The 22,075-nt window shown below is 37.5% G+C and carries 24 protein-coding genes and 2 pseudogenes; 18 read left to right on the top strand and 8 right to left on the bottom strand.

Going from position 1 to position 22,075, the window contains the following annotated elements:
* Positions 1-67 precede the first annotated feature (67 nt).
* From D9782_RS03440 to D9782_RS03410, 7 genes and pseudogenes are all read left to right on the top strand, one after another.
* Positions 68-312 (top strand): annotated as a pseudogene (locus D9782_RS03440) (DUF6262 family protein); the annotation flags it as partial.
* Between the two features lie 162 nt (positions 313-474).
* Positions 475-1,215: a type I methionyl aminopeptidase gene (gene map, locus D9782_RS03435; protein ID WP_121604080.1), complete on the top strand. Its 741-nt coding sequence runs from the start codon at positions 475-477 to the stop codon at positions 1,213-1,215.
* Between the two features lie 492 nt (positions 1,216-1,707).
* Positions 1,708-2,250 carry a DinB family protein gene (locus D9782_RS03430; RefSeq protein WP_121604079.1) on the top strand — a complete coding sequence of 181 codons (543 nt, stop codon included), beginning with the start codon at positions 1,708-1,710 and terminating at the stop codon, positions 2,248-2,250.
* Positions 2,251-2,424: 174 nt separating this feature from the next.
* Complete coding sequence (locus tag D9782_RS03425; protein WP_121604078.1) at positions 2,425-3,018, top strand: type 1 glutamine amidotransferase family protein; 594 nt, start codon at positions 2,425-2,427, stop codon at positions 3,016-3,018.
* Positions 3,019-3,119: 101 nt separating this feature from the next.
* Entirely contained in the window at positions 3,120-3,623 is a 504-nt protein-coding gene (locus D9782_RS03420) for a GNAT family N-acetyltransferase (protein WP_026681869.1), read from the top strand.
* 131 nt (positions 3,624-3,754) lie between these two features.
* Positions 3,755-4,000: a hypothetical protein gene (locus D9782_RS03415; RefSeq protein WP_026681868.1), complete on the top strand. Its 246-nt coding sequence runs from the start codon at positions 3,755-3,757 to the stop codon at positions 3,998-4,000.
* A gap of 149 nt (positions 4,001-4,149) precedes the next feature.
* Positions 4,150-4,658: pseudogene (locus D9782_RS03410) on the top strand (GNAT family N-acetyltransferase).
* Between the two features lie 243 nt (positions 4,659-4,901).
* Here D9782_RS03410 and D9782_RS03405 read toward each other — a convergent pair.
* From D9782_RS03405 to D9782_RS03385, 5 genes are all read right to left on the bottom strand, one after another.
* Positions 4,902-5,252, bottom strand: a complete 351-nt coding sequence (locus tag D9782_RS03405) for a protein YmzB (RefSeq protein ID WP_026681867.1) — start codon at positions 5,250-5,252, stop codon at positions 4,902-4,904.
* A 171-nt stretch (positions 5,253-5,423) separates the two neighbouring features.
* The gene (locus D9782_RS03400; RefSeq protein ID WP_026681866.1) at positions 5,424-6,314 is read right to left on the bottom strand and encodes a metal ABC transporter permease; all 891 of its coding nucleotides are present in this window, start codon (positions 6,312-6,314) and stop codon (positions 5,424-5,426) included.
* The gene (locus D9782_RS03395) at positions 6,311-7,180 is read right to left on the bottom strand and encodes a metal ABC transporter permease (protein ID WP_121604077.1); all 870 of its coding nucleotides are present in this window, start codon (positions 7,178-7,180) and stop codon (positions 6,311-6,313) included. The genes D9782_RS03400 and D9782_RS03395 overlap by 4 nt, the downstream gene beginning before the upstream one ends.
* 1 nt (position 7,181) lies before the next feature.
* On the bottom strand, positions 7,182-7,934 hold the full coding sequence (locus D9782_RS03390) for a metal ABC transporter ATP-binding protein (protein WP_026681864.1): 753 nt from the start codon (positions 7,932-7,934) through the stop codon (positions 7,182-7,184).
* 13 nt (positions 7,935-7,947) lie between these two features.
* Positions 7,948-8,880 (bottom strand): metal ABC transporter solute-binding protein, Zn/Mn family, encoded by a 933-nt coding sequence (locus D9782_RS03385; RefSeq protein WP_026681863.1) that lies wholly within the window; start codon positions 8,878-8,880, stop codon positions 7,948-7,950.
* Positions 8,881-9,229: 349 nt separating this feature from the next.
* Here D9782_RS03385 and D9782_RS03380 point away from each other — a divergent pair, with 349 nt between their 5' ends.
* From D9782_RS03380 to D9782_RS03365, 4 genes are all read left to right on the top strand, one after another.
* Entirely contained in the window at positions 9,230-10,633 is a 1,404-nt protein-coding gene (locus tag D9782_RS03380; protein ID WP_121605807.1) for a SpoVR family protein, read from the top strand.
* 337 nt (positions 10,634-10,970) lie between these two features.
* Positions 10,971-11,168 carry a hypothetical protein gene (locus D9782_RS03375; RefSeq protein WP_121604076.1) on the top strand — a complete coding sequence of 66 codons (198 nt, stop codon included), beginning with the start codon at positions 10,971-10,973 and terminating at the stop codon, positions 11,166-11,168.
* A gap of 181 nt (positions 11,169-11,349) precedes the next feature.
* Positions 11,350-12,096 carry an SDR family NAD(P)-dependent oxidoreductase gene (locus D9782_RS03370; protein WP_309299792.1) on the top strand — a complete coding sequence of 249 codons (747 nt, stop codon included), beginning with the start codon at positions 11,350-11,352 and terminating at the stop codon, positions 12,094-12,096.
* Positions 12,097-12,294: 198 nt separating this feature from the next.
* Complete coding sequence (locus D9782_RS03365; RefSeq protein ID WP_121604075.1) at positions 12,295-12,879, top strand: YpjP family protein; 585 nt, start codon at positions 12,295-12,297, stop codon at positions 12,877-12,879.
* 692 nt (positions 12,880-13,571) lie between these two features.
* Here D9782_RS03365 and D9782_RS03360 read toward each other — a convergent pair.
* Complete coding sequence (locus tag D9782_RS03360) at positions 13,572-14,276, bottom strand: NAD-dependent protein deacylase (protein WP_121604074.1); 705 nt, start codon at positions 14,274-14,276, stop codon at positions 13,572-13,574.
* A 30-nt stretch (positions 14,277-14,306) separates the two neighbouring features.
* On the bottom strand, positions 14,307-15,383 hold the full coding sequence (locus D9782_RS03355; RefSeq protein ID WP_026679713.1) for a YkvI family membrane protein: 1,077 nt from the start codon (positions 15,381-15,383) through the stop codon (positions 14,307-14,309).
* Between the two features lie 634 nt (positions 15,384-16,017).
* On the opposite strand from D9782_RS03355, the gene D9782_RS03350 reads away from it, so the two are divergent.
* Positions 16,018-16,407 (top strand): anion permease, encoded by a 390-nt coding sequence (locus D9782_RS03350; protein ID WP_205601746.1) that lies wholly within the window; start codon positions 16,018-16,020, stop codon positions 16,405-16,407.
* A gap of 171 nt (positions 16,408-16,578) precedes the next feature.
* On the opposite strand, the gene D9782_RS03345 is transcribed toward D9782_RS03350, so the two are convergent.
* The gene (locus D9782_RS03345) at positions 16,579-16,770 is read right to left on the bottom strand and encodes an H-type small acid-soluble spore protein (protein WP_121604072.1); all 192 of its coding nucleotides are present in this window, start codon (positions 16,768-16,770) and stop codon (positions 16,579-16,581) included.
* A gap of 218 nt (positions 16,771-16,988) precedes the next feature.
* On the opposite strand from D9782_RS03345, the gene D9782_RS03340 reads away from it, so the two are divergent.
* From D9782_RS03340 to D9782_RS03315, 6 genes are all read left to right on the top strand, one after another.
* Positions 16,989-18,245 carry a hemolysin family protein gene (locus tag D9782_RS03340; protein ID WP_121604071.1) on the top strand — a complete coding sequence of 419 codons (1,257 nt, stop codon included), beginning with the start codon at positions 16,989-16,991 and terminating at the stop codon, positions 18,243-18,245.
* Between the two features lie 413 nt (positions 18,246-18,658).
* Positions 18,659-18,919 (top strand): metal-sensitive transcriptional regulator, encoded by a 261-nt coding sequence (locus D9782_RS03335; protein WP_026679709.1) that lies wholly within the window; start codon positions 18,659-18,661, stop codon positions 18,917-18,919.
* A 325-nt stretch (positions 18,920-19,244) separates the two neighbouring features.
* The gene (locus D9782_RS03330) at positions 19,245-19,592 is read left to right on the top strand and encodes an ArsR/SmtB family transcription factor (protein ID WP_026679708.1); all 348 of its coding nucleotides are present in this window, start codon (positions 19,245-19,247) and stop codon (positions 19,590-19,592) included.
* A gap of 11 nt (positions 19,593-19,603) precedes the next feature.
* Positions 19,604-20,902: an arsenic transporter gene (locus D9782_RS03325; RefSeq protein WP_026679707.1), complete on the top strand. Its 1,299-nt coding sequence runs from the start codon at positions 19,604-19,606 to the stop codon at positions 20,900-20,902.
* Between the two features lie 13 nt (positions 20,903-20,915).
* On the top strand, positions 20,916-21,335 hold the full coding sequence (arsC, locus tag D9782_RS03320) for an arsenate reductase (thioredoxin) (protein ID WP_026679706.1): 420 nt from the start codon (positions 20,916-20,918) through the stop codon (positions 21,333-21,335).
* A gap of 436 nt (positions 21,336-21,771) precedes the next feature.
* Positions 21,772-21,969: a hypothetical protein gene (locus D9782_RS03315; RefSeq protein ID WP_121603754.1), complete on the top strand. Its 198-nt coding sequence runs from the start codon at positions 21,772-21,774 to the stop codon at positions 21,967-21,969.
* Positions 21,970-22,075 lie beyond the last annotated feature (106 nt).

The raw sequence follows: 22,075 nt of genomic DNA, 5'->3' as shown, positions 1-22,075 counted from the left end.
GGAAGCGTAAATCTGAGCATGTAGTGATAAGGACTGCGAATTTTGCTCAGTTTTTTTTAGTCTAGGAAATTACAATAGTGTTGCAGAGGAAGCAGGTGTAGGGAAAGCAACATTGTACAACAATACTGAGATTCGTGAGAGAATTGAATTATTAAGGAAGCAGGACTCGCAAATGCCAACACCAAAACAATTAAAACGAGAAATGAAAGGCAGCAATAAAAATGCCATTATAGATTCACTAAAACGGAAATCAAGAAACTAGAAGATAATAACAAACAAGTACTAAAGCAGTTAAAAGTAGTAGGTGTATAAAAAAATTTAGTAAAACTATATAGGTTGAAGTAACGATACCAACAAAACATTCTCATACTATGTAGTAAACGGATCAAAATGTTGAAGAACAATCCGTTTCGTTTATGCTAGAAACTAAATGGTATACTAATCACAAAATACTTTAAAAAGCGAGGATATACAATGGTTGCAAGGACTAAAAAGGATTTTAATGGATTAAAAGTAATTGGGGGAATTTGTGGAGCGATTCGAGATGAATTAGTCCATTGTACAAAACCTGGAATTACCACAAAAGAACTCGATGAAATTGCGAAGAAGATGTTTGAAAAAGCAGGAGCCCAATCTGCACCAAAAGGAGAATACGGTTTTCCTGGATATACGTGCATTAGCATAAATGAAGAAGTAGCGCACGGGATTCCGGGGAAACGGACCATTCAAGAGGGAGATATTGTAAATATTGATGTTTCAGGTTCTAAAAATGGGTATTTCGCAGATACGGGAATTTCCTTTGTAGTAGGTAAAGGAGAGATTACTTTACAGAAAATATGTGACGTTGCTAAAGAAGCGTTCGAAGCGGGGCTTAGGAAGGCAAAACCAGGCTCGAAAAAAAATGCGCTGGGTAAAGCTGCACATAATGTAGCGAAACAGCATGGCTTAACAGTTATAAAAAATCTTACTGGGCATGGTATTGGGCGTTCGATTCATGAAGAACCAACACATATTTTCAATTACTTCTCACGCTGGGATGACGAAATTTTAAAAGAGGGTATGGTAATTGCCTTTGAGCCGATAATATCTACGTTTGAAGAAGAAGTTTTCCAATCCGAAGATGGATGGACCTTCCTAACCGATGAAAGCTATGTCGCTCAATACGAACATACGATTATTCTTACGAATGAAGGACCGATTATTACTACAGCGTAAGAACATTAGTAACCACATTTGGGAGCGATTCCCGAACAATTACCAGCGCCCTTATTAAGGATTAGGGCCATTTCGTTGAGTAAAGCAAGGGGGACGACTAATTGTATTTTCCATCCAAGAAAGACACTTGGTTAGCTTTACTAATTTGGATGGAATCTTAGCATTTCCGGCCCAGTTCCATGGCAGGATGAAGAAGAAGAGCTCACACCCCTTTGGCACTTTACGCATGCCGCTACTCATGAATTTCATCACAAAGGATAAATCGTTTCAATAAGCAGACAATTAGGTTATATTTCGGACGATACGGAACTTATCAAGCCGGCAACAATAAGTTAATATAGTATAAGATTGTTCATGAAACGGGCGCGATTATTACAAATTACGTCTTTTCAAATTGCAATAACGGAAAAATGATTGTGGATATTTACGAATTTGACAATTGTTATAAGGTCAAAATCAGTTATTCTTTTATGAAATAAGGAAGGTGAAAAAATGAAGAATTTAAAAGATAAACGATTTATTGTTGACGTAAAATCAGGTTATACCCCATTAATAGGAAGATTATTATCTATGTTGGAATATACACGAATTACAACGCTCGAAGCCATAGAGGGGTTAACAGCAGAAGAACTTGATTATCGTATAGATGGCAAGGGGAATTCAATAGGATGCCTTTTGTATCATATAGCATGTGTTGAAGAAGTCTATCAAATTATGACATTTGAGGATAGGAAACCTACTAAAGAAGAGCTACAAAAGCTTGATATAGGATTGAATCTCGGTGAAAAGGCACATACAGAAATCACCAATAATGGAATTGAGTTCTATGTAGAAAAGTTAAACTTAGTACGAGAGCGCACACTAGATTGTTTTAAGGAAATAGAGGATAAATGGTTAGATAAAGTTTCCCCTTTCGGTCCAAATCATAAAGCAAATAACTATTTCCGTTGGTTTCATGTATTTGAGGATGAGCTAAATCATCGAGGTCAAATCCGGCTAATTCGTAACCATATGAAAAGAAAACAGAATGTTTGAATTATAGTTATAAATAGTAAGCGATAAGAGTAGTTTTTTCTATAACAGGGATTTATTCAAGAAACGGGCGAAATAACGGAACGAAGTTGTGCTAGAATTGGGCCAAATGATGGAATATTAATCTGGTTAAATAAACTTTATGAGAGTTGTATTGAGAAGAGGGATTGTGTTGTTATGAAAAAGGCGTTATTTCTTATATTGGACGAGTATGCAGATTGGGAAGGTGCTTACTTGTCGTCGGCATTAAATCAAAGAGAAGATTGGTCTGTTGATACTATTTCTTTAGATGATAGTGTAAATTCAATAGGTGGTTTTAAAACTTCTGTTGATTATATCATTGGTTCAGAACCTAAGGATTTTGATTTATTAGTTATGATTGGTGGGAATTCATGGGGAAATGATAATAAAAAGCTCTTGCCATTAATCAAAACTACATTTCAAAACAATATTCCCATAGGGGCTATATGCGGTGCAGTGGACTTTTTGGCAAAGAATGGTTTCCTAAATGATCATAATCATACCGGAAATTCCGCTTATATCTGGAACGATTATGAAAATTATAATCCTAAGGGTAATTTCCTAGAGGAACAGGCAGTAAAGGATAAAAAATTGGTCACTGCAAATGGAACGGCTGCTATTGAATTTACTCAATTAGTTTTGGAATTGATTGAATTTGACACACCAGAGAATGTCAAAAAAATGATGTATATGAATAAGCACGGGTTTTATAATTACTGCGAAAAATATGGAAACCCATTTTTGGCTTAATATACAGTAACCATTGTTTCAGAATCGGTCCAGTTTGTTGGAGAAGTGATTTTTTCATTTCCCAATTAAAATTATAAGGAAATATAAGCGGGGGAAATAGCATGATTGTAGTTAAAAGAGGATTGCCAGAGCATGTTGAAGGTATTTCTAAAGTTTGTTCCGAAGGTTGTCTGGACACATATGAGGGTATTAGAAGTCCAGAAAATATAAGAAGGAATAATGAGACATTTTATAATTATGACCGTATACTTCATGAGTTAGATGAAGTGGACGATTGGGACGGCTATTTTGTAGCACTCGACAATGGAGTTGTTGTTGGGGCTATTGGTGGTGGCATGATAGATGATGATAAAAGTGAAGTTTATGTTTTATACTTGGATCCTGAACGCCGTGGGGAAGGGATCGGTACTCAACTTTTAAACAATTTAACAGATATACAACAGACAAAAGGTTCTAAGGAACAGTGGGTATCCGTTCAAAAGGGAAATAATAAAGGTATTCCATTTTATGAAGCAAGAGGGTTTAATTTTATGTACGAAAAAGAGGCATTTAGTAATGCTGAAGAAGAAGATTATATTTCTTTAAGATACCGACGAGAAATATAAAAATTGTACTTTGGGAAATAGTCTCCCAACCTTCTCCAATAGACTTAAACAAACGGGTGCTTTTCCAAATAAGAATCTATGCTCTATTTTAGAATAGGGCCAGATTGTTATATAAACACAGGAGGGGAGATATGAAGCATATTCTCCAATATACAATGGGGCATTTAGGATATTTCATAATAGGGTATATGGCGTTAAGGGTTATGATTATTCAAGATGATAAAGTTGGGTTTACTATATTAGTTGTTGGATCTTTTTTACTTGTGGGCTATGTGCAATTTTTAGAAAAACGGCATGGAACACCAAAATATAGTGGTTACATAAAGCTAATTTTAGTTATAGTATTTTTAATTTCAAGTTTTATAATGCTTATTTAAGCAAACGGGAGAGATTCCAGAACAAGAACCAGCGCCCTTATTACGGATTAGGGCCAGATTATGGAATAAGCAACAATTCAAGAAAAAGTGTAGGTTAGTTTTTAGAAGGTTATTAATGTAAACATTAAAATTGAACGGGGATATTACACATGGATATATTAATTGAGAAGTTACATGCCACAGATGCGGAAGATTTGTATAAGTTTGAACTTGAAAACAAATATTTTTTCGAAAAAATGGTACCGACCCGAGGAAACGAATACTATAAGTTTGAGATTTTTAAAAGAAGACATGAAACATTACTTAAAGAGCAAGCTGAAGGAGTTTCATATTTCTATTTAATTAAAGATAAAATGGTTCTATTTTAGGAAGAATTAATTTAGTTGATATTGATAGATCTCAAAAAATTGGTTATCTAGGCTATAGAGTAGGACAACTACATACTGGAAAAGGTGTTGCTAAGAAAGGATTGAAATTATTATTAGAAACATTAACAGATCGAGATATTGAACAGGTTAAGGCAAAAACAACAACCAATAACATAGCATCCCAAAAGGTTTTAGAGAAAAATGGATTTGAGCAAACAAAAACCAGTGATCAAGAATTTGAAATGAATGGTCAGAAGTTAAAATTTGTGTATTATAAATGGACCAAATAATCTTGAAAAAGAAACGGCTTGATTGTTGTATAAAACTTAAGAAATTAAGAAATTAGGCGCGTGTTGAGCCGCGCCCAGCTTCAGCACCCAGAAACGGGGGCGACTTCACGAATCGCACTATGATAAGTCATTGTCGGCTACACTAACACACCGTGATTCTTTTATCCCCGTTGAGTCGCTCCAGTCGCTATGTTTTTAATCGGCGGGTGTATGCGCTTTTATTTATCTGGAAGGCTATGGATGCTAATCTGCTATTTCGATGGTATAGATGGCACGATCTGTTACCAAGGCAAAACGTGAGCCGTCAAATTGGTATAGGGATGTATCCTCCAGTGGAATTTCGTACATAGAAGTTGGCAATTCTTCAAAATGATTGGAAGCATTTTCGACTTCACCCATTCCATTCAGTTGTAGAGCATGTAAGGGCTGGTAATCATCAATTCTACGTGTGTTTGTCTCATAAGAAACTTTAGATAGATCCATAATCGTTTCATCATAATCGTGAAGCTCCTGTTTTGCAATTTTTACACGTTTTCCACTCCACTTTTTCAAAAGCTTATTAAACTGTTCAATTGTTAAAAATTGATCTGCCATAGTGATTCCTCCTATGAACTAGCTTTTCCCGATTGAGGAGAATCATACAGTTGAAGTTCACAATAAGATTGCTTAGTTCACAAATAGCAATATATTAAAAAATAAACCAAGGAATTCCGATGAGGAAGTCCCTTGGTTTATACCCGATTAGAATTGCACTACGGCCTGTCCTTATGCTGACTGTTGTATGGTTTCTTCCTTACTATTTCTGAATTTCCGTGTAATAACTCCTTGTTTTGGACTGAACAAGAAAGCTGCAAGGAATAGTACACCTGTTGCTACTGCCATTGATCCAGCAATGGATACATTTAATTGAACGGCAAACCAATAGCCCATTAGTGCAGATAGGATACCGATCACACCACTTAGGATGAGTAATACAAGAAATCGATCGGTTAGCAGATAGGCGGTGGCCCCTGGTACAATAAGCATGGCTACCACTAGTATTGCTCCCACACTATCAAAGGATGCTACCGTAGATAGGGATACCATTGTCATTAATAAATAATGAATTAAGACGACAGGTACACCAATTAATGTTGCAAACTGTGCATCAAATGTTGACATTTTTATTTCTTTATAAAACAGAATAATCAATAGTAAGTTAATAATCAGCACTGCCCCAAGCATCCAAACGGCAACGGGTCCATAGCTGACACCATTGATTGTCAGAGTATCCCACGGTACAAAAGCAATTTCTCCCATAAGTGCGTGCTGTACATCCAAATGTACTTGGTCTCCAATAAAGGATATTAGTACGACACCTAGGGCGAACAAGGATGTGAATACAATCCCAATTGCAGCATCTGATTGTACGCCTGAGGAGTGTAGCATTTCAACAAATAGAGCCGTTAAAATACCAACGATACCAGCTCCAATTAGCATGGGAACCCCATTTAACGATTGGGTTACGAAAAATGCTCCCACGATACCTAATAAAACAGTATGACTGATCGCATCTGCAATCATTGACATTTTACGTAATACAAGGATAGACCCAGTTACACCACAGGTTACACCTACAAGACATCCAGTTAATATAATCCACATTGTATACGTCATGCGTGCCTCACTCCTTTAAATAAAAGCCCTTTTCTTGATCCAAAAAGTAAGGAAATGAAAAAGATAAGTGATGCACTTAGAACAATCACCGGACCTGTGGGTAGATTATGAAGAGCAGTACTTAAGACAGCGCCGCTCACACCAGAAATGGCTCCAAAAATACCAGCTAGGATGGTCATTAACCCGAGACGATCCGTCCAATATCTTGCTGAGATCGGTGGTGTAATTAATAGTGCTGCAATTAAGACAACACCTACCATCTGAATACCAATTACAACGACGGCAACTACTAGAAATAGCAGAACCCCATTGAAAAATGTTACTGGTAAACCAATTCCACGTGCAAATTGCGGATCAAAGATACTAATTTTAAATTCTTTAAAGAACAAAGCAGTAAGAATGATTAAAACGAATGCACCAATGGCAATTAGTTGAACATCACTTCGTACTAACGAAGCAGCTTGCCCAAAGATGAATGAATCAAGCCCAGCTTGGTTACCACTTGAATTTTGCTGGATATACGTCAGTAAAACAATTCCAAGACCAAAGAAAACAGATATGATTATTCCGATAGCAGCATCGGTTTTAATGCGCGACCTATTTACAATCGTTTGAATCGATTGCGTTGCAATTAAGCTTGTAACCGCCGCACCTGCTAATAAAAAAGGTACAGATTTTACTTGAAACAGAATATATACAATACATACCCCTGGTAAAGCTGCATGGGCCATGGCATCACTGATAAGGCTTTGTTTTTTGAGTAAAACAAAACTGCCGATGACACCACTAGCAAACCCTAGAAGTAAGCTACCGATGAGCACCCATTGCAGGTTAGCGCTGGAGAAAAAGGATGTTACTGCTTCCATTTTACGTATACTCCTTTACTGTTGAAGGGGCTTTTTGTAAAAATGCAATTTTCCCGCCATATGCCTGTTCCAAATTGTCTAACGTAAATACCGACTGTGTTTCCCCATAAGCAATTGGTGATTTATTTAATAATAATACATGATCAAAATAATCATTAACTGTCTGTAAGTCATGGTGTACGACAAGTACTGTCTTACCTTCTGCTTTCCATTCTTTCATTAATTGAATAATAGCTTTTTCGGTTGAAGCATCTACTCCTGCAAATGGCTCATCCATAAAGTATACTTTGGCATCCTGTGCCATGGCTCGGGCAAGAAATACGCGCTGCTGTTGCCCCCCTGATAATTGGCTAATTTGGCGTGTAGCGTAATCTTGCATTCCCACTTTTTCAAGGCATGCTTTTGCCCATGCCACTTCTTTTTTGTTTGCTCGTTTAAATAATCCAATATGATTGTATCTCCCCATTAATACCACATCTAGAGCATTAGTTGGGAAGTCCCAATCAACTTCACTTCGTTGAGGGACATAACCAATGATTTTCTTTTGTGTGCGTATAGGCTTATTAAATATCTCGACACTACCTGATAAAGTAGGTAGTAATTGTAGAATAGATTTAATAAGTGTCGACTTACCAGCACCGTTTGGACCAATAATCCCTGTTATCGATCCCTCCGGTACAGCAAAAGACACGTTCTCAAGGGCAAGCTGTTTATCATAGGTTACCGATATATCTTTTACTGATAATGCGTACATACTAACTCCCACCTTATTTTAGAGATTCAACAATGGTTTCCACATTGTGTTTAAACATTCCGATATAAGTACCTTCTTCAGTACCTGCTTCTCCCATTGCGTCAGAATATAATTCACCGCCAATGGATACTTCTTGACCTTCTTCCTTCGCACCTTCTACCACAGCGTTAATCGAGCGTTCGGAAACACTGCTTTCTACAAATACACCTTTAATATTTCGTTCTACTAATACGTTAATAATACGCTGGATATCATTTACTCCATAATCTGACTCTGTGCTTAAGCCTTGTAATCCCATTACTTCAAAGCCATAGGCTTTTCCAAAGTAATTGAATGCATCGTGAGCGGTTACTAGTACACGGCTTTGCTCTGGAATTTCCTCGAATCGTTCCAGCGCATAATCATTTAATTCATCAAGCTCTTTTAGATAAGCCGCTGTATTTTGGGTGTACGTTTCCTTATTATCGGGGTCCAACTCAATTAATCCATCTCGGACAGCTTCTGCTGCATATTTCCAGAGATTAATATCAAACCAAACGTGTGGATCACTAATATCTGGGCTTTCCGGATCAGCTAATAATTTTTCTTTTGGTATATTTTCTGCAACGGGAATAGTAGGTTTTTCCTGTTTCATTTCTGCAAAAATCTCTCCCATTTGTCCTTCTAAATGAAGTCCGTTATAGAAAATGATATCTGCCTCTGTCATCTTCTGAATATCACCTTGAACTGCATTATATAAATGCGGATCGACTCCAGGTCCCATTAAACTATTTACCTCAACAAGATCTCCGCCGATATTCTCGGTTATATCTCCAATTTGGGCTATCGTTGTAACGACGTTTATGGGATTCTCTTCCGATCCATTAGCTTCATCAGATCCGGAAGAACAACCCACGATCCCAATGATAAGTAATACGGTTAAGCAAAATAATCCTATCTTCCTCAATGTAGTATTTCCCCTCTCTAATAATGTTTGTCTAAGGCAAAACAAGCCTAAAAAAAATCTACTTGTATCTTATGTTAGTAATTCTCTTGTTGTATTATGTCCAAAACATTTTATCAGGATTAAAATGTTTCCTATAGGCAAATTATATGGTACTGGTTTAAAAATAGCAATACTTTTGATCAAAAATTTTACGTTAACATATTTTAACTAGGTAATAAGTACTCATTTTGTATAAGAAAGCAAATTAAAAGTACAAGTAATTGTACATGCAAATCTTATTAACTGTAATCATTCTAGTATTTGTTCATAAACTGTATAAAGTACGTTTGGGGGGATCTATTTGACAGAGATGAAGGAGCTTCATCGTGCCATTGATGAAATTACAGAAATTGCATCAGGATTTGGATTAGATTTTTATCCAATGCGTTATGAAATTTGCCCAGCCGATATTATTTACACATTTGGTGCTTATGGTATGCCGACGCGTTTTAGTCATTGGAGCTTTGGTAAACAGTTTCATCGAATGAAGCTACAATACGACCTAGGTCTAAGCCAAATATATGAACTTGTTATCAATTCTGACCCATGCTATGCTTTTTTGCTTGATACGAATAGTCTTATTCAGAATAAATTAATTGTAGCGCATGTATTGGCGCATTGTGATTTTTTCAAAAATAATGTCCGTTTCTCGAATACAAGAAGAGACATGGTAGAAAGTATGACGGCTACCGCTGAACGAATTGCACATTATGAGATGGTTTATGGAAAAAGGGAAGTGGAGAAGTTTTTAGATGCGATTCTTGCAATTCAAGAACATATTGACCCATCCATCGTAAGGCCAAAATTACCTGCTTATTATATGGAGGACGAAGAGGAAGAAGATACATCTGCTCCTAAAACACCTTATGATGATTTATGGAGCTTAGATGAGAAATCAGATGATAACAAGAAGAGGGAAATAAACAAGCGGAAGAAGTTTCCTCCTCAGCCAGAGAAGGATCTATTATTGTTTATTGAAGAATACAGTAGAGACCTAGAGGATTGGCAACGGGATATCTTAACAATGATGCGTGAGGAGATGCTATATTTTTGGCCACAGCTAGAAACAAAAATTATGAACGAGGGCTGGGCATCTTATTGGCATCAGCGTATTTTACGTGAGATGGATTTAACAAGTGATGAGACCGTTGAATTTGCTACATTAAATGCCGGTGTTGTGCAGCCTTCGAAGCATCAAATAAATCCTTATTATTTAGGGATAAAAATTTTTGAAGACATTGAGGAGCGGTATAATCATCCGACGAAGGAAATGAAGCAATTAGGCATAAAAGAAAATTCAGGAAGAGAAAAGATTTTTGAAGTAAGAGAGCTGGAATCGGATATCTCCTTCATCCGTAATTATTTAACGAAAGACTTGGTAGCGAGAGAAGATATGTATTTATTTGAGAAAAAGGGGAGAAACTATCAAATTACCAATAAAGATTATGAAGCAGTACGTGATCAGCTTATTTCCATGCGAGTAAATGGAGGATTTCCATATATAACCGTAGAAAATGGTGATTACTTGCGGAATGGGGAGCTCTATTTGGTTCACAATTATGAAGGGATAGAATTAGATCTAAAATATTTAGAGCATGTGCTTCCTTATATTCATCAGCTTTGGGGCAAAACAGTATATTTAGAAACCTATGTGGAGGATAAGAAAGTTATTTATTCCCATGATGGGAGGAAAACGTATCATCGGCAGCTTTAGTTATGAATATATCTATTGAAATAAGTTGGGACATAACGAAAACAATCCGTTTTTTAAAAGTTAAGAAAGTATAAAATCAGTGCAATGACTGCGTTAAGCCAAGTAGTTATTTTGAAATGTTAGATGTATATTGGCAATGCTCCGACTAATTACTTCGCTTTCCGCGGGCACGGCCTCAACTAACTTTGCAAAGAAGGAGTTGCAAAGTGGATTTTCGGCTCGCGCTAATCCCACAGGAGTCTACGTAATTAGTCTCCGCTATGAGAAGGTGCAACAATTCTTGTCATAAGTAATAGGTTGACTTTTTTTACAATGGGTAAAGTGAAAATCGCTATCCGTGAGTATAAAAGCAGTTGTGTTACTTCATGCTAGCGTTGTAGAGCCTGATAATAGCGAAGGCCGGCCACTTCAACTCCTGTGGGAAATGTTTGACCTGAAGATCCACTTTTTTGAGCGGGTTTTGCTAAAAAAGTTAGCTGAAGGACAAACCCCACGGAAAGGGAAGTGGGCAGCTGGAGTGGTGGTTAAGCAGTAGCTATTATTCCATAATAGCTACTAGAGGAAGCATAAATCTGAGCATGTAGTGATAAGGACTAACCATTTTGCTCAGTTTTTTTGTTAATGATCATGCGTAGTCTAATATCGTGAAGTTTCTAGTCGTGCCTGTTACCCTATAAAAGAAGGTAAAGTTAAATACTAACGGAAATGGTGATATCATGTTGTATAATCTAGAAGATAAAGTTGTTCTTGTAACAGGTGCATCTAGAGGGCAAGGCGAGGCACAAGTACGCTACTTCTTATCGTTAGGTGCTCGTGTAATCATTGCTGCACGGGAGCTGAATGATGCGGAAAAACTGTCACAAGAATTTGATAAGAATAAAACACTTCCTGTTAAGCTTGATGTAACAAATGAAGTACAATGGGAAAGGTCAATTCATGCTGCCATAGAAGCATTTGGTAGGATAGATGTTCTGGTGAACAATGCAGGATTATACTACAATGCTGCGTTGACGGAGACAGAACTTCATCAATATCGTGAAATTATTAATGTTAACCAGATTGGTGTATTCCTTGGCATGCAATCGGTTATACCGATAATGTCTCAGCAAAAGAAGGGCTCCATCATTAACAATGTCTCTATTTCAGCATTTGCACCTTTAGATGGAACGGCTGCATATGCTTCTACGAAAGCAGCCGTTGTGGCAATGTCAAAAGCGACGGCTGTAGAGGTAGGGAAAGATGGGATAAGAATAAATATCGTACACCCTGGCGGAATAAATACGGGAATGGCTCAAACAAGTGGAACAATACCTATTTATTCTCAAACTCCTCTAGGAAGAATCGGTGAACCAAAAGAAGTTGCACATGTTATTGGGTTCCTTGCTTCAGATCAAAGTTCTTATTGCACCGGTGCCGAAATTGTTGTTGATGGCGGATTAACACTAGGTACAAGAATAGAATGATCGAACATCTGTCGCTTCTTTAAACTCAAACATGTATGGAATATTCCTTAAATGCCTTATTAAGAGAAATAGTATATGACGTTTTTTGTAATCGCAGCCTTTACACTATCAATTTACTAAATTCTGAAAAATAGGATAGACAAATGATACAGAAGTGATAGAATTTATAGTAATAGATACAAAGGAGTGCGCTCTAAAATGAAGCAATGGATGAGAAAAATAGCTGTTGTTCTTATCACAATTATGACATTAGGGATGTACGTTCCAACTTCATTAACGGCAGATCCTGAGGAGCATAAAGAACGTTATGATTCAGGGTCAGTTCTAGACGAAGCTACACCTGTCTCGGTATTAGAAACGCCAGAAGATGTCGTCCCTATTCAAGCATATACCATAGATCAATTAACGGAAAAGGCGAAAGAACAGGCATTAATAAAGATGGGTCCAAGAATTTCACATCGAATTGAGGACGAGTTTACAGCCGTTATTTTACCGAACATAGAAAAAGTGATGGAGACAATTTTATTTGATGATAAAGCGCCTGTGACTTACTATGACATATCGGAGGATCCCGCTGATGGCTATGGAGAAAGAATATTTAATATTTATGACTTGAAGGCGCAGGAAAAAGTGGCTAAATTCCATGTGAGAAGGGTTCATCGTCCATTAGAAGGTCATTGGTTTAATTTCCATTACCATCTCCAAGCTGATAATTTTGAAAAACACTATGACATTGGTGAAATATATTGGGATAAAAACACACCCCCTAAATGGATGACGTAATAAAAAGAGGCTAAGACAATAGAATGAAGAAACAATAAAAAACGAAAAGACAATTAATTTGAATTAATTATCTTTTCGTTTTTTGGTTAGAATCATTCATTTAGCACCTGAAATAAGCGAGACTCCGGCGGGAACAGCACGAGTCCGAAGATCCACTTGGTAACGTATTTTTTCTTAACCAAGTTAGCTGAGGCCGTGTCCGCGGAAAGAGCGTATATCTTCACGGTGCGGCGATGATACTCCTATTGATAACATGATTATTCGTATGTTGAGTAAAGAAGTTGTGTTTTGTCCCAGCACGTTTTTAATCACCATACAGAAAAGTTGTTTATCCCGCATATAACTGGCAGTAAGCTCCCCACTTCAAGGAATAAAGTGAAACCAATAAGGATAAGTGTGGGTTCGACTGCCAGTAAATGTCCGATTGGTTCACCTAACCATCCGTGGGGATAAGCAACCCCCCCACGGATGGAAGTTTCACTTTATCCCGCATATAACTGGCAGTAAGCTCCCTACATCAAGGAATAAAGTGAAACCAATAAGGATAAGTGTAGAATCAACTGCCAGTAAATGTCCGATTGGTTCAAGGGCCTTTAGGTCATACCCTTGTGGTACTACCAATCCATGGGGATAAACCACCCCACGGATGGAAGTTTCAATTTATAGTTTAGATAACTCAATTATCTTGCTTCTTACTGGTCTAATTCAGTTAATACGTCTCCTATTTGTCGATTGTGTATGAGCATATCTGCGTAAGCATCTAATGCAGTAGGTTCGTGATTAATGATGACTAATCTCGCACCACCTTCTTTGGCGATTAACGGAAATTGGTTTGCCGGTGTTACACTTAATGATGAGCCAAGGACCATAAATAAATCAGCTTTTTCTGATTCAGAGAGTGCCGCTTGAAAAGCTTGGGCAGGCAATGTCTCTCCAAATAATACAATGGAAGGACGTAAGATGCCACCACATTTACAAAAGTAGTCTTTGTGTACATATTCTTCACTACTATATTCCTTCTGGCAGGATTGACAGTGGAGCCTTTGCAGCGTGCCATGAAGCTCAGCAACACGATTACTCCCAGCTTGCTGGTGAAACCCATCTACATTTTGCGTTATAATCGATTGTATGGTACCGGCCTTCTCCCAATCTGCAAGAATATAATGGCCTTTATGTGGTTTATAGGATTTCACTCCCAATACTCGCTCTCGATAAAATGTTGTAAATGCCTCAACGTTATTATTTAATGCATCAGTACTAGCGATTTTAGTAGGATTCTGCTTGTTCCACAACCCTTGATTAGCTGAACGAAAGTCTGGCAAACCACTTTCTGTCGACATCCCAGCTCCCGTGAAAACAACCGTATATTTCGCTTCGTAAAGCCATTGTTTTAGCAAGATATTCCCTCCAATCTCGCACTTCTATAGTTAATTATCTTCCATTTGAGCATTCCCGTTTTTCTTTTTATGTAATCGGACCGGTACGATAATAAGTACAGCAATTAAAAACAGACCTAAATAACCAATTAGGGGGTAGAAAAAGGAGACCAATTCTGTAAAGCCAACAAAACTTAAAGCAAATGCGGTAAGAATTGTGAACACAATAAACATACGAAATGACTTTGTTTCACTTTTCATAAACCGAGATCCAAATGAAAAGAACATGCTAACAGCGGTATTAAAAATCATGCCAAAAAGAATGATGGAATATAGCATTCCAAGTATAGGAGAAAGATCATCCGCGATTTTTAAAATAGGCATCTCGTAGCCAACAACTGCTTCCATATTAGAAAAAATCGCTAAATGGTTAAAAACAATAAGTAAACCGATCCCGAGACCGCCGAGTAGTCCGCCAATGGTAGCAATTCTTTCATTTTTTTCAGATCCCCCCATAACTAGTGCCATAGGTGCACCTAAAGCTATATTAAACGATACATAATTAACGGCAGAGATAAACCAGTTCGATAAAGCAGCTGGCTGATTTCTAGCAATTGGTTCCATTGCTGCAAAGGAAGTATCCATTGTCATCATGCTATAGATGGAAAGTAAGATGACGGTTAGAATTAAAAAAGGTGTAATGCTTGCAATAACCGCAATTACACGATTGACATTCATCATAACGGTAAGGATAACGAGTATCGTCATTACGGTAATTCCAGCAAAGGATGAAAGCCCAAATTGTTGACTAAAGATTGATCCAGCCCCTGCGATCATGACTACTCCTACACCGAACAATGTAAAGACAATAATGTAATCAACCATTGTCCCTAAAAAGCGCCCGCTCATCAGATAGATGACTTCTCGATGCGAGGTTGTTTGATACTTGCTCCCAAGTCGTGTAAGTGTCATACCTAGATAGGCGAATAAACCAGTGGAAACAATGGATCCAATTGTCCCAATGTAACCAAAGCTAGTAAAGTACTGCAAAATTTCTTGTCCAGAAGCAAAGCCTGCTCCAACGACTATTCCGATAAATGCACTGGCAATCTGTAAAATTCTTTTCATGTTGTTTCCTCCGTGCTGATGTTGTTTGTAAGTAGTTAAATGGAATGATATAAATTTTAATCTTGCTCGTTTTCTCTATTATAATAATAGTAAGTGTAATGACTCCCTTCAGCTTTTTCACATAATTGTATTTATTATCGTATCATATTTTTTTAACAGATGAAGGGATCTTTTATTTAAAAGGGGTAGATACATATAGTTGAAATGTCCCAATTACGAAGAACTCAAAATAAGCAGTCATAATAATGGGGGTATATATTAATCATGTCAATTATAAAGAGATTTATAAAAATAATGAAGATTGAAAGAACCTAATCAACATTATCTAATAAACAACACACATTTGAGATGGTGGAAGAGCAACAAAAATTCAATGAAGCCTTACAACAATCATTTGATCGGTTAAATTAATCCGTGGGGGATAAACAACTCCCACAGATTGTTAGTACCATAGAGGTTAGAACCAATCGGACATCTACTGGCAGTTGATTACCACTTCGGATTAATCGAAATGATGGAAACAATCATAAATAAGTTGAATAATCTAGAAACCTCTTGCTTAAGGAGTTTTTTTTTCGAGTAATGGACAGCCTTACATCTTCTATCACCAGCTTTCTCATAAACTTCTCATTTTTTGCGAATTATCGAGCAGGGGTTCAATGTATTTGATCATATTCCCAATTGGCTATTCATGATGATTATGTTAGTGATTGCGGTGACAAGTCATTTATATGTACATTCACATACCACAAGAGCAATTATTTTTATTCCAAGTATTATTGTATTTAGTGAGTCCATAGGGCTAAACACTGCGGCAGTTGTTTTCTTGAGTTTACTTGGAATGAACTATTGTTTAACATTTCCAGTTAGTTCAAAAGCAATATTACTATTCTATGAAGAAGGTGATATGACGATTGACGCAAAACAATTGCTTCAATTAAGTACAATACTTATGCCAGTTTATATCCTTGTTATGATTGTATTTTATTTTACGTATTGGCAATGGACCGGATTACAACTATGAGTATGGAGCTGCCCTCAGCTCCATACGTACACGAATGGACATATACTTTCCCCAAAACGGGCTTTTTCCACTTATGAAACATCACATTTTAACTTCTAAAGCTTCCCACCTTAGAAGCGTTCTGTCCTTCTTAGTTGTTATATAAACCGAACCATTTGAGACACAATTCTATTAGTTGTCTAATTGTAGTTCGTGTAGTCCTTGTATGTCCACAATTTGCTCATTTTCCATTTCATCTAGAGGAAAGATAGTGGCTGTTGTATTTTTTTCATGTAACGATTTGATGTAGACTGGGATTCCTCGATAGCGGACTTGTATCATCTCTACTGCATTCATTATTTCTTGAGCTCTTTCCTTATCCATCTGAATCCACCTTCCTTTCTGTTAGTAGCGTATGTTTATGCTCCAGTGAAGTAGTTTCGTCTTATTTTTTCTAACTTTCACCTAAAATATGTGCAGGATTATAGGGTTAAGCTCACAGTGGTTTGGCCCAGTGAAATGGTGGGAAATATAATGTATCATAGGTAAATGACTGACATATCCTAACAAGTATATGAACTTACATAAGGAGGAAGACATACGTGATCATTGCGATCATTATTTTATTATTTGTATCTTTTTTCTTTTCAGGCAGTGAAACGGCATTAACCGCGACAAATAAAATGAAATTACAGACAAAAGCTAAGAATCATGATAGACGATCTGGGAAGCTGCTTGAATTAGTATCCAAGCCAGAACAATTTATTACAGCAATTCTAATAGGGAATAATATTGCAAATATCTTACTACCGACGCTCGTTACTATGGTAGCGATTGACTACGGTATAAATGTAGGGATTGCTTCAGCGTTATTAACGATTACGATTATAATCTTTTCAGAAGTAATTCCTAAATCAGTAGCGGCCGCCTTTCCTGATCGAATTGCACATGTGGTCTACCCAGTTATTCAAGCAGTCGTTACTATTTTTAAGCCATTAACCATGCTGCTTAATGGAATTACTGGTGCTATCATTCGCTTTTTATCAAAAGGACAGGAAGATAGTACATCTGTATCGAGAGAAGAAATTCGGGCTATGGTGGATATAGCGCGTACCGAGGGTATTTTTAAACAGGACGAGACCTATCGTATTAAAGGGGTACTGGAATTTAATAATCTTAATGTGAAGGATGCATTGAAGACACCCCGTGTGGATATTATGGCACTTCCTTGTGATTCAACATTTGAAGAGGTTAGAAATATTGCTATTGATAACCCATTTACAAGGTATCCAATTTATGAAGAGGAGATTGACAATATTGTAGGTGTATTCCATTCAAAGTATCTGTTGTCTTGGGCGATGGAACCGGAAAAATCATTAGAGTCGTTTAGCGATATGAACCCGTTAATCGTTTTCGAATTCCATTCGGTTGATTGGGTATTCCGAAAAATGATACAGGATAAAAAGCATATGGCAATTGTTCTTGATGAGTATGGTGGTACGGAAGGGATCATAACCCATGAAGATATAATCGAAGTCTTGATTGGTTTAGAAATAGAAGATGAAACAGATAAGGGTAACGAATCAATGGTAGAGAAAGTCACAGACTCTGAAATTATATGTCATGGAAAAATTCCACTTCATCGCTTGAATACCATCTTTCATACTGACATCCCGGAGGAAGAGGATGTCCTGTCTGGGTTCTTGCTTAAAGCCTTTCATTATTTTCCAGAGGCAGGTGAGGAAATATCAACAGATCATTTATGGTTTAAAGTTTTATCTGTAGAAGATCGTACAATTAAACGAGTACAAATTAGAAAGCGGGAAATACGGAAACATACAGAACCAAGTCATGAGTAAGGGGATTCCATTCCCCTCAGTTATCAAGATAGATTTGACTCAGTATTAGGGAGAGGAGGAAACACTGCTGTCTGTTATGGCCCCGGATAATTTTCGATCGTTCGTGAAGGGATGATAGTCTGATTCCATAACTTGGCACAGAAGACAGAATTAATGGGAGAAATAGCTTGTTCAGGTAGGAAAACGAGGAGACGGTTCAATCGCTGTCTGTACCTGTTGTGAAATCAACTGTATTTCTATATTTGTATACAGATCATTTGGAGTTTTTTAACGAGAAATGATTAAACGGATTTTTGGAATAAATAGGTAATTAGGTTGGTAGTGGTTTCACTAAAGATCTGCATTCTTTTTAAAGTTAGAGTGCACAATAAGCTTTTGTTTATGCTATGATGGGACAAAGGAGCGAAGTAAGTATGAAATACGATGAAAAAGTAATGAATCGAATGAAACGAATTGAGGGTCAAATTCGTGGGTTATTAAAGATGATGGAAGAACAAAAGGATTGCCGAGACGTTGTAACACAAATGTCAGCTGCTAGGAGTGCATTGGATCGCACAGCAGCACTCATTGTCAGTCAGAATCTAGAAAAATGTATTCGTGAAGAACAGAGAAATGGTGAAAATACGGAGGAATTAATAAAAGAAGCAGTTAATCTACTTGTAAAAAGTAGATAGTAACTTGGAAGCTGACATCTTTCATGCATAAGCATGAAGTGGTCAGCGTTTTTTATAGTCTAGTAAATTAAAAAATTAGCCCATGTGGATAAATAGGCGTGTGTTGAGCAGAGTCCAGTTCCAGCGCCCAGATAACGAGGCGACTTCACGAATCGCCCTAAGCTAAGTCATCATCGGCTTGCAAGCTCTTTATCTCCGCTGATTCGCTCCAGTCGCTACGTTTCTAATCAGACGCTTGCGCTTTTGTTATAGTAATACATAAGGAATAAATATCTTGAATATATAAGTATATACTTATATACTTATATTAATGAGGAGGGTGTTTATGCAGGATACATCAGTAGAAACAGATCGTGCTGCTTTGATCTGTAAATTATTAGGAGATAAAACAAGGCTAATCATGATGAAGATCCTTGATGATCAAGATTGCTGTGTTTGTGAATTTGTTGAGATCTTTCAAGTTAGTCAACCATCCATTAGCCAGCATTTACGTAAGTTAAGAGATATTGGTTTGGTACAGGAGGAGAGAAAAGGTCAGTGGATATTTTATTCCATGAATAAAAATAGTTCGGAATATCCTTTCATCCAAACACTACTTGATCAGCTTCCAGATCAAAGTTACCAGTTAAAACAATTGGAAGAAAACGGAACAAGAATTAATTGTTGTAAGTAGGAGGGAGTATGTTGACATCATCGATTTTTCTAGCATTAGTTATCTTTATACTAACTCTCCTGTTTGTCATTTGGCAGCCTAGGGGGTTATCCATTGGGTGGTCCGCATGTGGTGGGGCTATCCTGGCGTTGCTACTGGGAGTTGTTAGCTTTAATGATGTGATTGAAGTAACTCAAATTGTCTGGAATGCGACCTTAGCATTTGTAGCTATTATACTTATCTCACTGATTTTAGATGAAATAGGATTTTTTGAATGGGCATCCTTGCATATGGCAAGATTAGCTAAAGGTAACGGAGTTAAGATGTTTATTTACATCAGTATTTTAGGTGCCATCGTTGCCGCCTTTTTTGCCAATGATGGGGCTGCACTAATCTTAACACCAATTGTTTTGGCAATGGTTCGTAATTTAAATTTTAAAGAAAAAATGATATTTCCGTTCATTATTGCTAGTGGATTTATAGCTGATACAACTTCACTTCCTCTAGTCGTAAGTAACCTTGTTAATATTGTTTCGGCAGACTTTTTTCAAATTGGTTTTGTAGAATATGCCTCTAGAATGATTATTCCAAATCTCTTCTCCCTTGTAGCTACGATCGGTATCTTATTGCTTTACTTTCGAAAATCGATTCCGAGAAGCTATGCAGTCGACCAGCTTAGAGAGCCGAAAACAGCTATCCGCGATCTAAAGATGTTTCGACTATCATGGTTCATTCTTGCAATTTTATTAATCGGTTATTTTGTGAGCGAATTGATCAGTGTGCCAGTCTCCATCGTAGCTGGGATTATTGCCATATTCTTTCTATTGATGGCTCGTAAAAGCAATTCAGTCAATACAATGATGGTAATTAAAGGAGCACCTTGGGCTATTGTGTTCTTTTCGATTGGAATGTATGTCGTAGTATATGGTCTACGGAATGCTGGTCTTACTGAAATGCTGGCAAGTATAATTCAAGCAAGCGCAGATAGAGGATTATTCGTTGCTACAATTGCAATGGGATTTATTGCTGCGATTCTATCATCAATTATGAATAATATGCCAACAGTAATGATTGATGCTTTAGCAATCGCTGAAACTAGCACTTCTGGAGTAATAAAGGAAGCGCTGATTTATGCAAATGTAATTGGATCGGATCTAGGTCCAAAAATTACACCAATCGGATCACTCGCTACCCTGTTATGGCTTCATGTGCTATCACAAAAAGGAGTAAAAATATCGTGGGGCACATATGTGAAGACAGGCATTATATTAACTGTCCCAATTTTGTTTATTACACTCATAGGACTATATATTACGTTATGGTTATTTTAAAAGGAGGATGAAAATGACGAAAAAAATAATTTACTTTTTATGTACAGGAAATTCATGTCGTAGTCAAATGGCAGAGGGCTGGGCTAAGAGGTATCTAGGTGAAGATTGGGAAGTAAGAAGTGCTGGTATAGAAGCTCATGGGGTCAATCCTCATGCCGTGAAGGCAATGAAAGAGGTTGGTATTGATATCTCTGATCACACGTCGGATATTATTGATCCGACTATCTTACAGCATGCTACCATCGCTGTGACGCTATGTGGAGACGCTAAGGACAAATGTCCTGTCACACCTTCGCATGTACATCGGGAGCATTGGGGCTTTGATGATCCAGCAAAGGCGGAAGGAACGATAGAAGTGAAGTGGCAGGTATTTCAACGAGTAAGAGATGAAATTGGCGCTCGAATAAAGCGATTTGCTGAAACAGGTAAATAGCTGCGTCCAGCTCTAGCGCCCCAGAAACGATGTGACATAACGAATCGTCCTAATCTAAGTCATCATCGGCTAGCAAGCACACCATGATTCCTTTAACTCCGTTGACTTGCTCCAGTCGCTACGTTTCTAATCGGGCGCTTGCGCTTTTGTTCTAAGTTAAGAAAGTATAAAATCAGTGCAATGACTGCGTTAAGCCAAGTAGTTATTTTGAAATGTTTGATGTCTATTGGCAATGCTCCGACTAATTACTTCGCTTTCCGCGGGCACGGCCTCAACTAACTTTGCAAAGAAGAACACGTTGCAAAGTGGATTTTCGGCTCGCGCAATTCCCGCAGGAGTCTACGTAATTAGTCTCCGCTATGAGAAGGTGCAACAATTCTTGTCATAAGTAATAGGTTGACTTTTTTTACAATGGGTAAAGTGAAAATCGCTATCCGTGAGTATAAAAGCAGCTGTGTTACTTCATGCTAGCGTTGTAGAGCCTGATAATAGCGAAGGCCGGCCACTTCAACTCCTGTGGGAAATGTTTGACCTGAAGATCCACTTTTTTGAGCGGGTTTTGCTAAAAAAGTTAGCGGAAGGACAAACCCCACGGAAAGGGAAGTGGGCAGCCGGAGTGGTGGTCAAGCAGTAGCTATTATTCCATAATAGCTACTAGAGGAAGCGTAAATCTGAGCATGTAGTGATAGGGACTGAGCGAATTTTGCTCCGTTTTTCTAATGAAGAAATACGCTGTCTTT

This window comes from Virgibacillus sp. Bac332 (assembly GCF_003667785.1).
Classification (GTDB): Bacteria; Bacillota; Bacilli; order Bacillales; family Amphibacillaceae; genus Virgibacillus; species Virgibacillus salarius.
Note: the sequence above shows the minus strand (reverse complement) of the source record. Positions and strands in the feature narration are given on the sequence as shown.

Bases quoted from the DNA above. Each gene is read 5' to 3' on its own strand.
- map (WP_121604080.1), top strand. From the start codon at position 475: ATGGTTGCAAGGACTAAAAAGGATTTTAATGGATTAAAAGTAATTGGG.
- D9782_RS03430 (WP_121604079.1), top strand. From the start codon at position 1,708: ATGAAGAATTTAAAAGATAAACGATTTATTGTTGACGTAAAATCAGGT.
- D9782_RS03425 (WP_121604078.1), top strand. From the start codon at position 2,425: ATGAAAAAGGCGTTATTTCTTATATTGGACGAGTATGCAGATTGGGAA.
- D9782_RS03420 (WP_026681869.1), top strand. From the start codon at position 3,120: ATGATTGTAGTTAAAAGAGGATTGCCAGAGCATGTTGAAGGTATTTCT.
- D9782_RS03415 (WP_026681868.1), top strand. From the start codon at position 3,755: ATGAAGCATATTCTCCAATATACAATGGGGCATTTAGGATATTTCATA.
- D9782_RS03405 (WP_026681867.1), bottom strand. From the start codon at position 5,252: ATGGCAGATCAATTTTTAACAATTGAACAGTTTAATAAGCTTTTGAAA.
- D9782_RS03400 (WP_026681866.1), bottom strand. From the start codon at position 6,314: ATGACGTATACAATGTGGATTATATTAACTGGATGTCTTGTAGGTGTA.
- D9782_RS03395 (WP_121604077.1), bottom strand. From the start codon at position 7,180: ATGGAAGCAGTAACATCCTTTTTCTCCAGCGCTAACCTGCAATGGGTG.
- D9782_RS03390 (WP_026681864.1), bottom strand. From the start codon at position 7,934: ATGTACGCATTATCAGTAAAAGATATATCGGTAACCTATGATAAACAG.
- D9782_RS03380 (WP_121605807.1), top strand. From the start codon at position 9,230: ATGAAGGAGCTTCATCGTGCCATTGATGAAATTACAGAAATTGCATCA.
- D9782_RS03370 (WP_309299792.1), top strand. From the start codon at position 11,350: ATGTTGTATAATCTAGAAGATAAAGTTGTTCTTGTAACAGGTGCATCT.
- D9782_RS03365 (WP_121604075.1), top strand. From the start codon at position 12,295: ATGAAGCAATGGATGAGAAAAATAGCTGTTGTTCTTATCACAATTATG.
- D9782_RS03355 (WP_026679713.1), bottom strand. From the start codon at position 15,383: ATGAAAAGAATTTTACAGATTGCCAGTGCATTTATCGGAATAGTCGTT.
- D9782_RS03345 (WP_121604072.1), bottom strand. From the start codon at position 16,770: ATGGATAAGGAAAGAGCTCAAGAAATAATGAATGCAGTAGAGATGATA.
- D9782_RS03335 (WP_026679709.1), top strand. From the start codon at position 18,659: ATGAAATACGATGAAAAAGTAATGAATCGAATGAAACGAATTGAGGGT.
- D9782_RS03330 (WP_026679708.1), top strand. From the start codon at position 19,245: ATGCAGGATACATCAGTAGAAACAGATCGTGCTGCTTTGATCTGTAAA.
- arsC (WP_026679706.1), top strand. From the start codon at position 20,916: ATGACGAAAAAAATAATTTACTTTTTATGTACAGGAAATTCATGTCGT.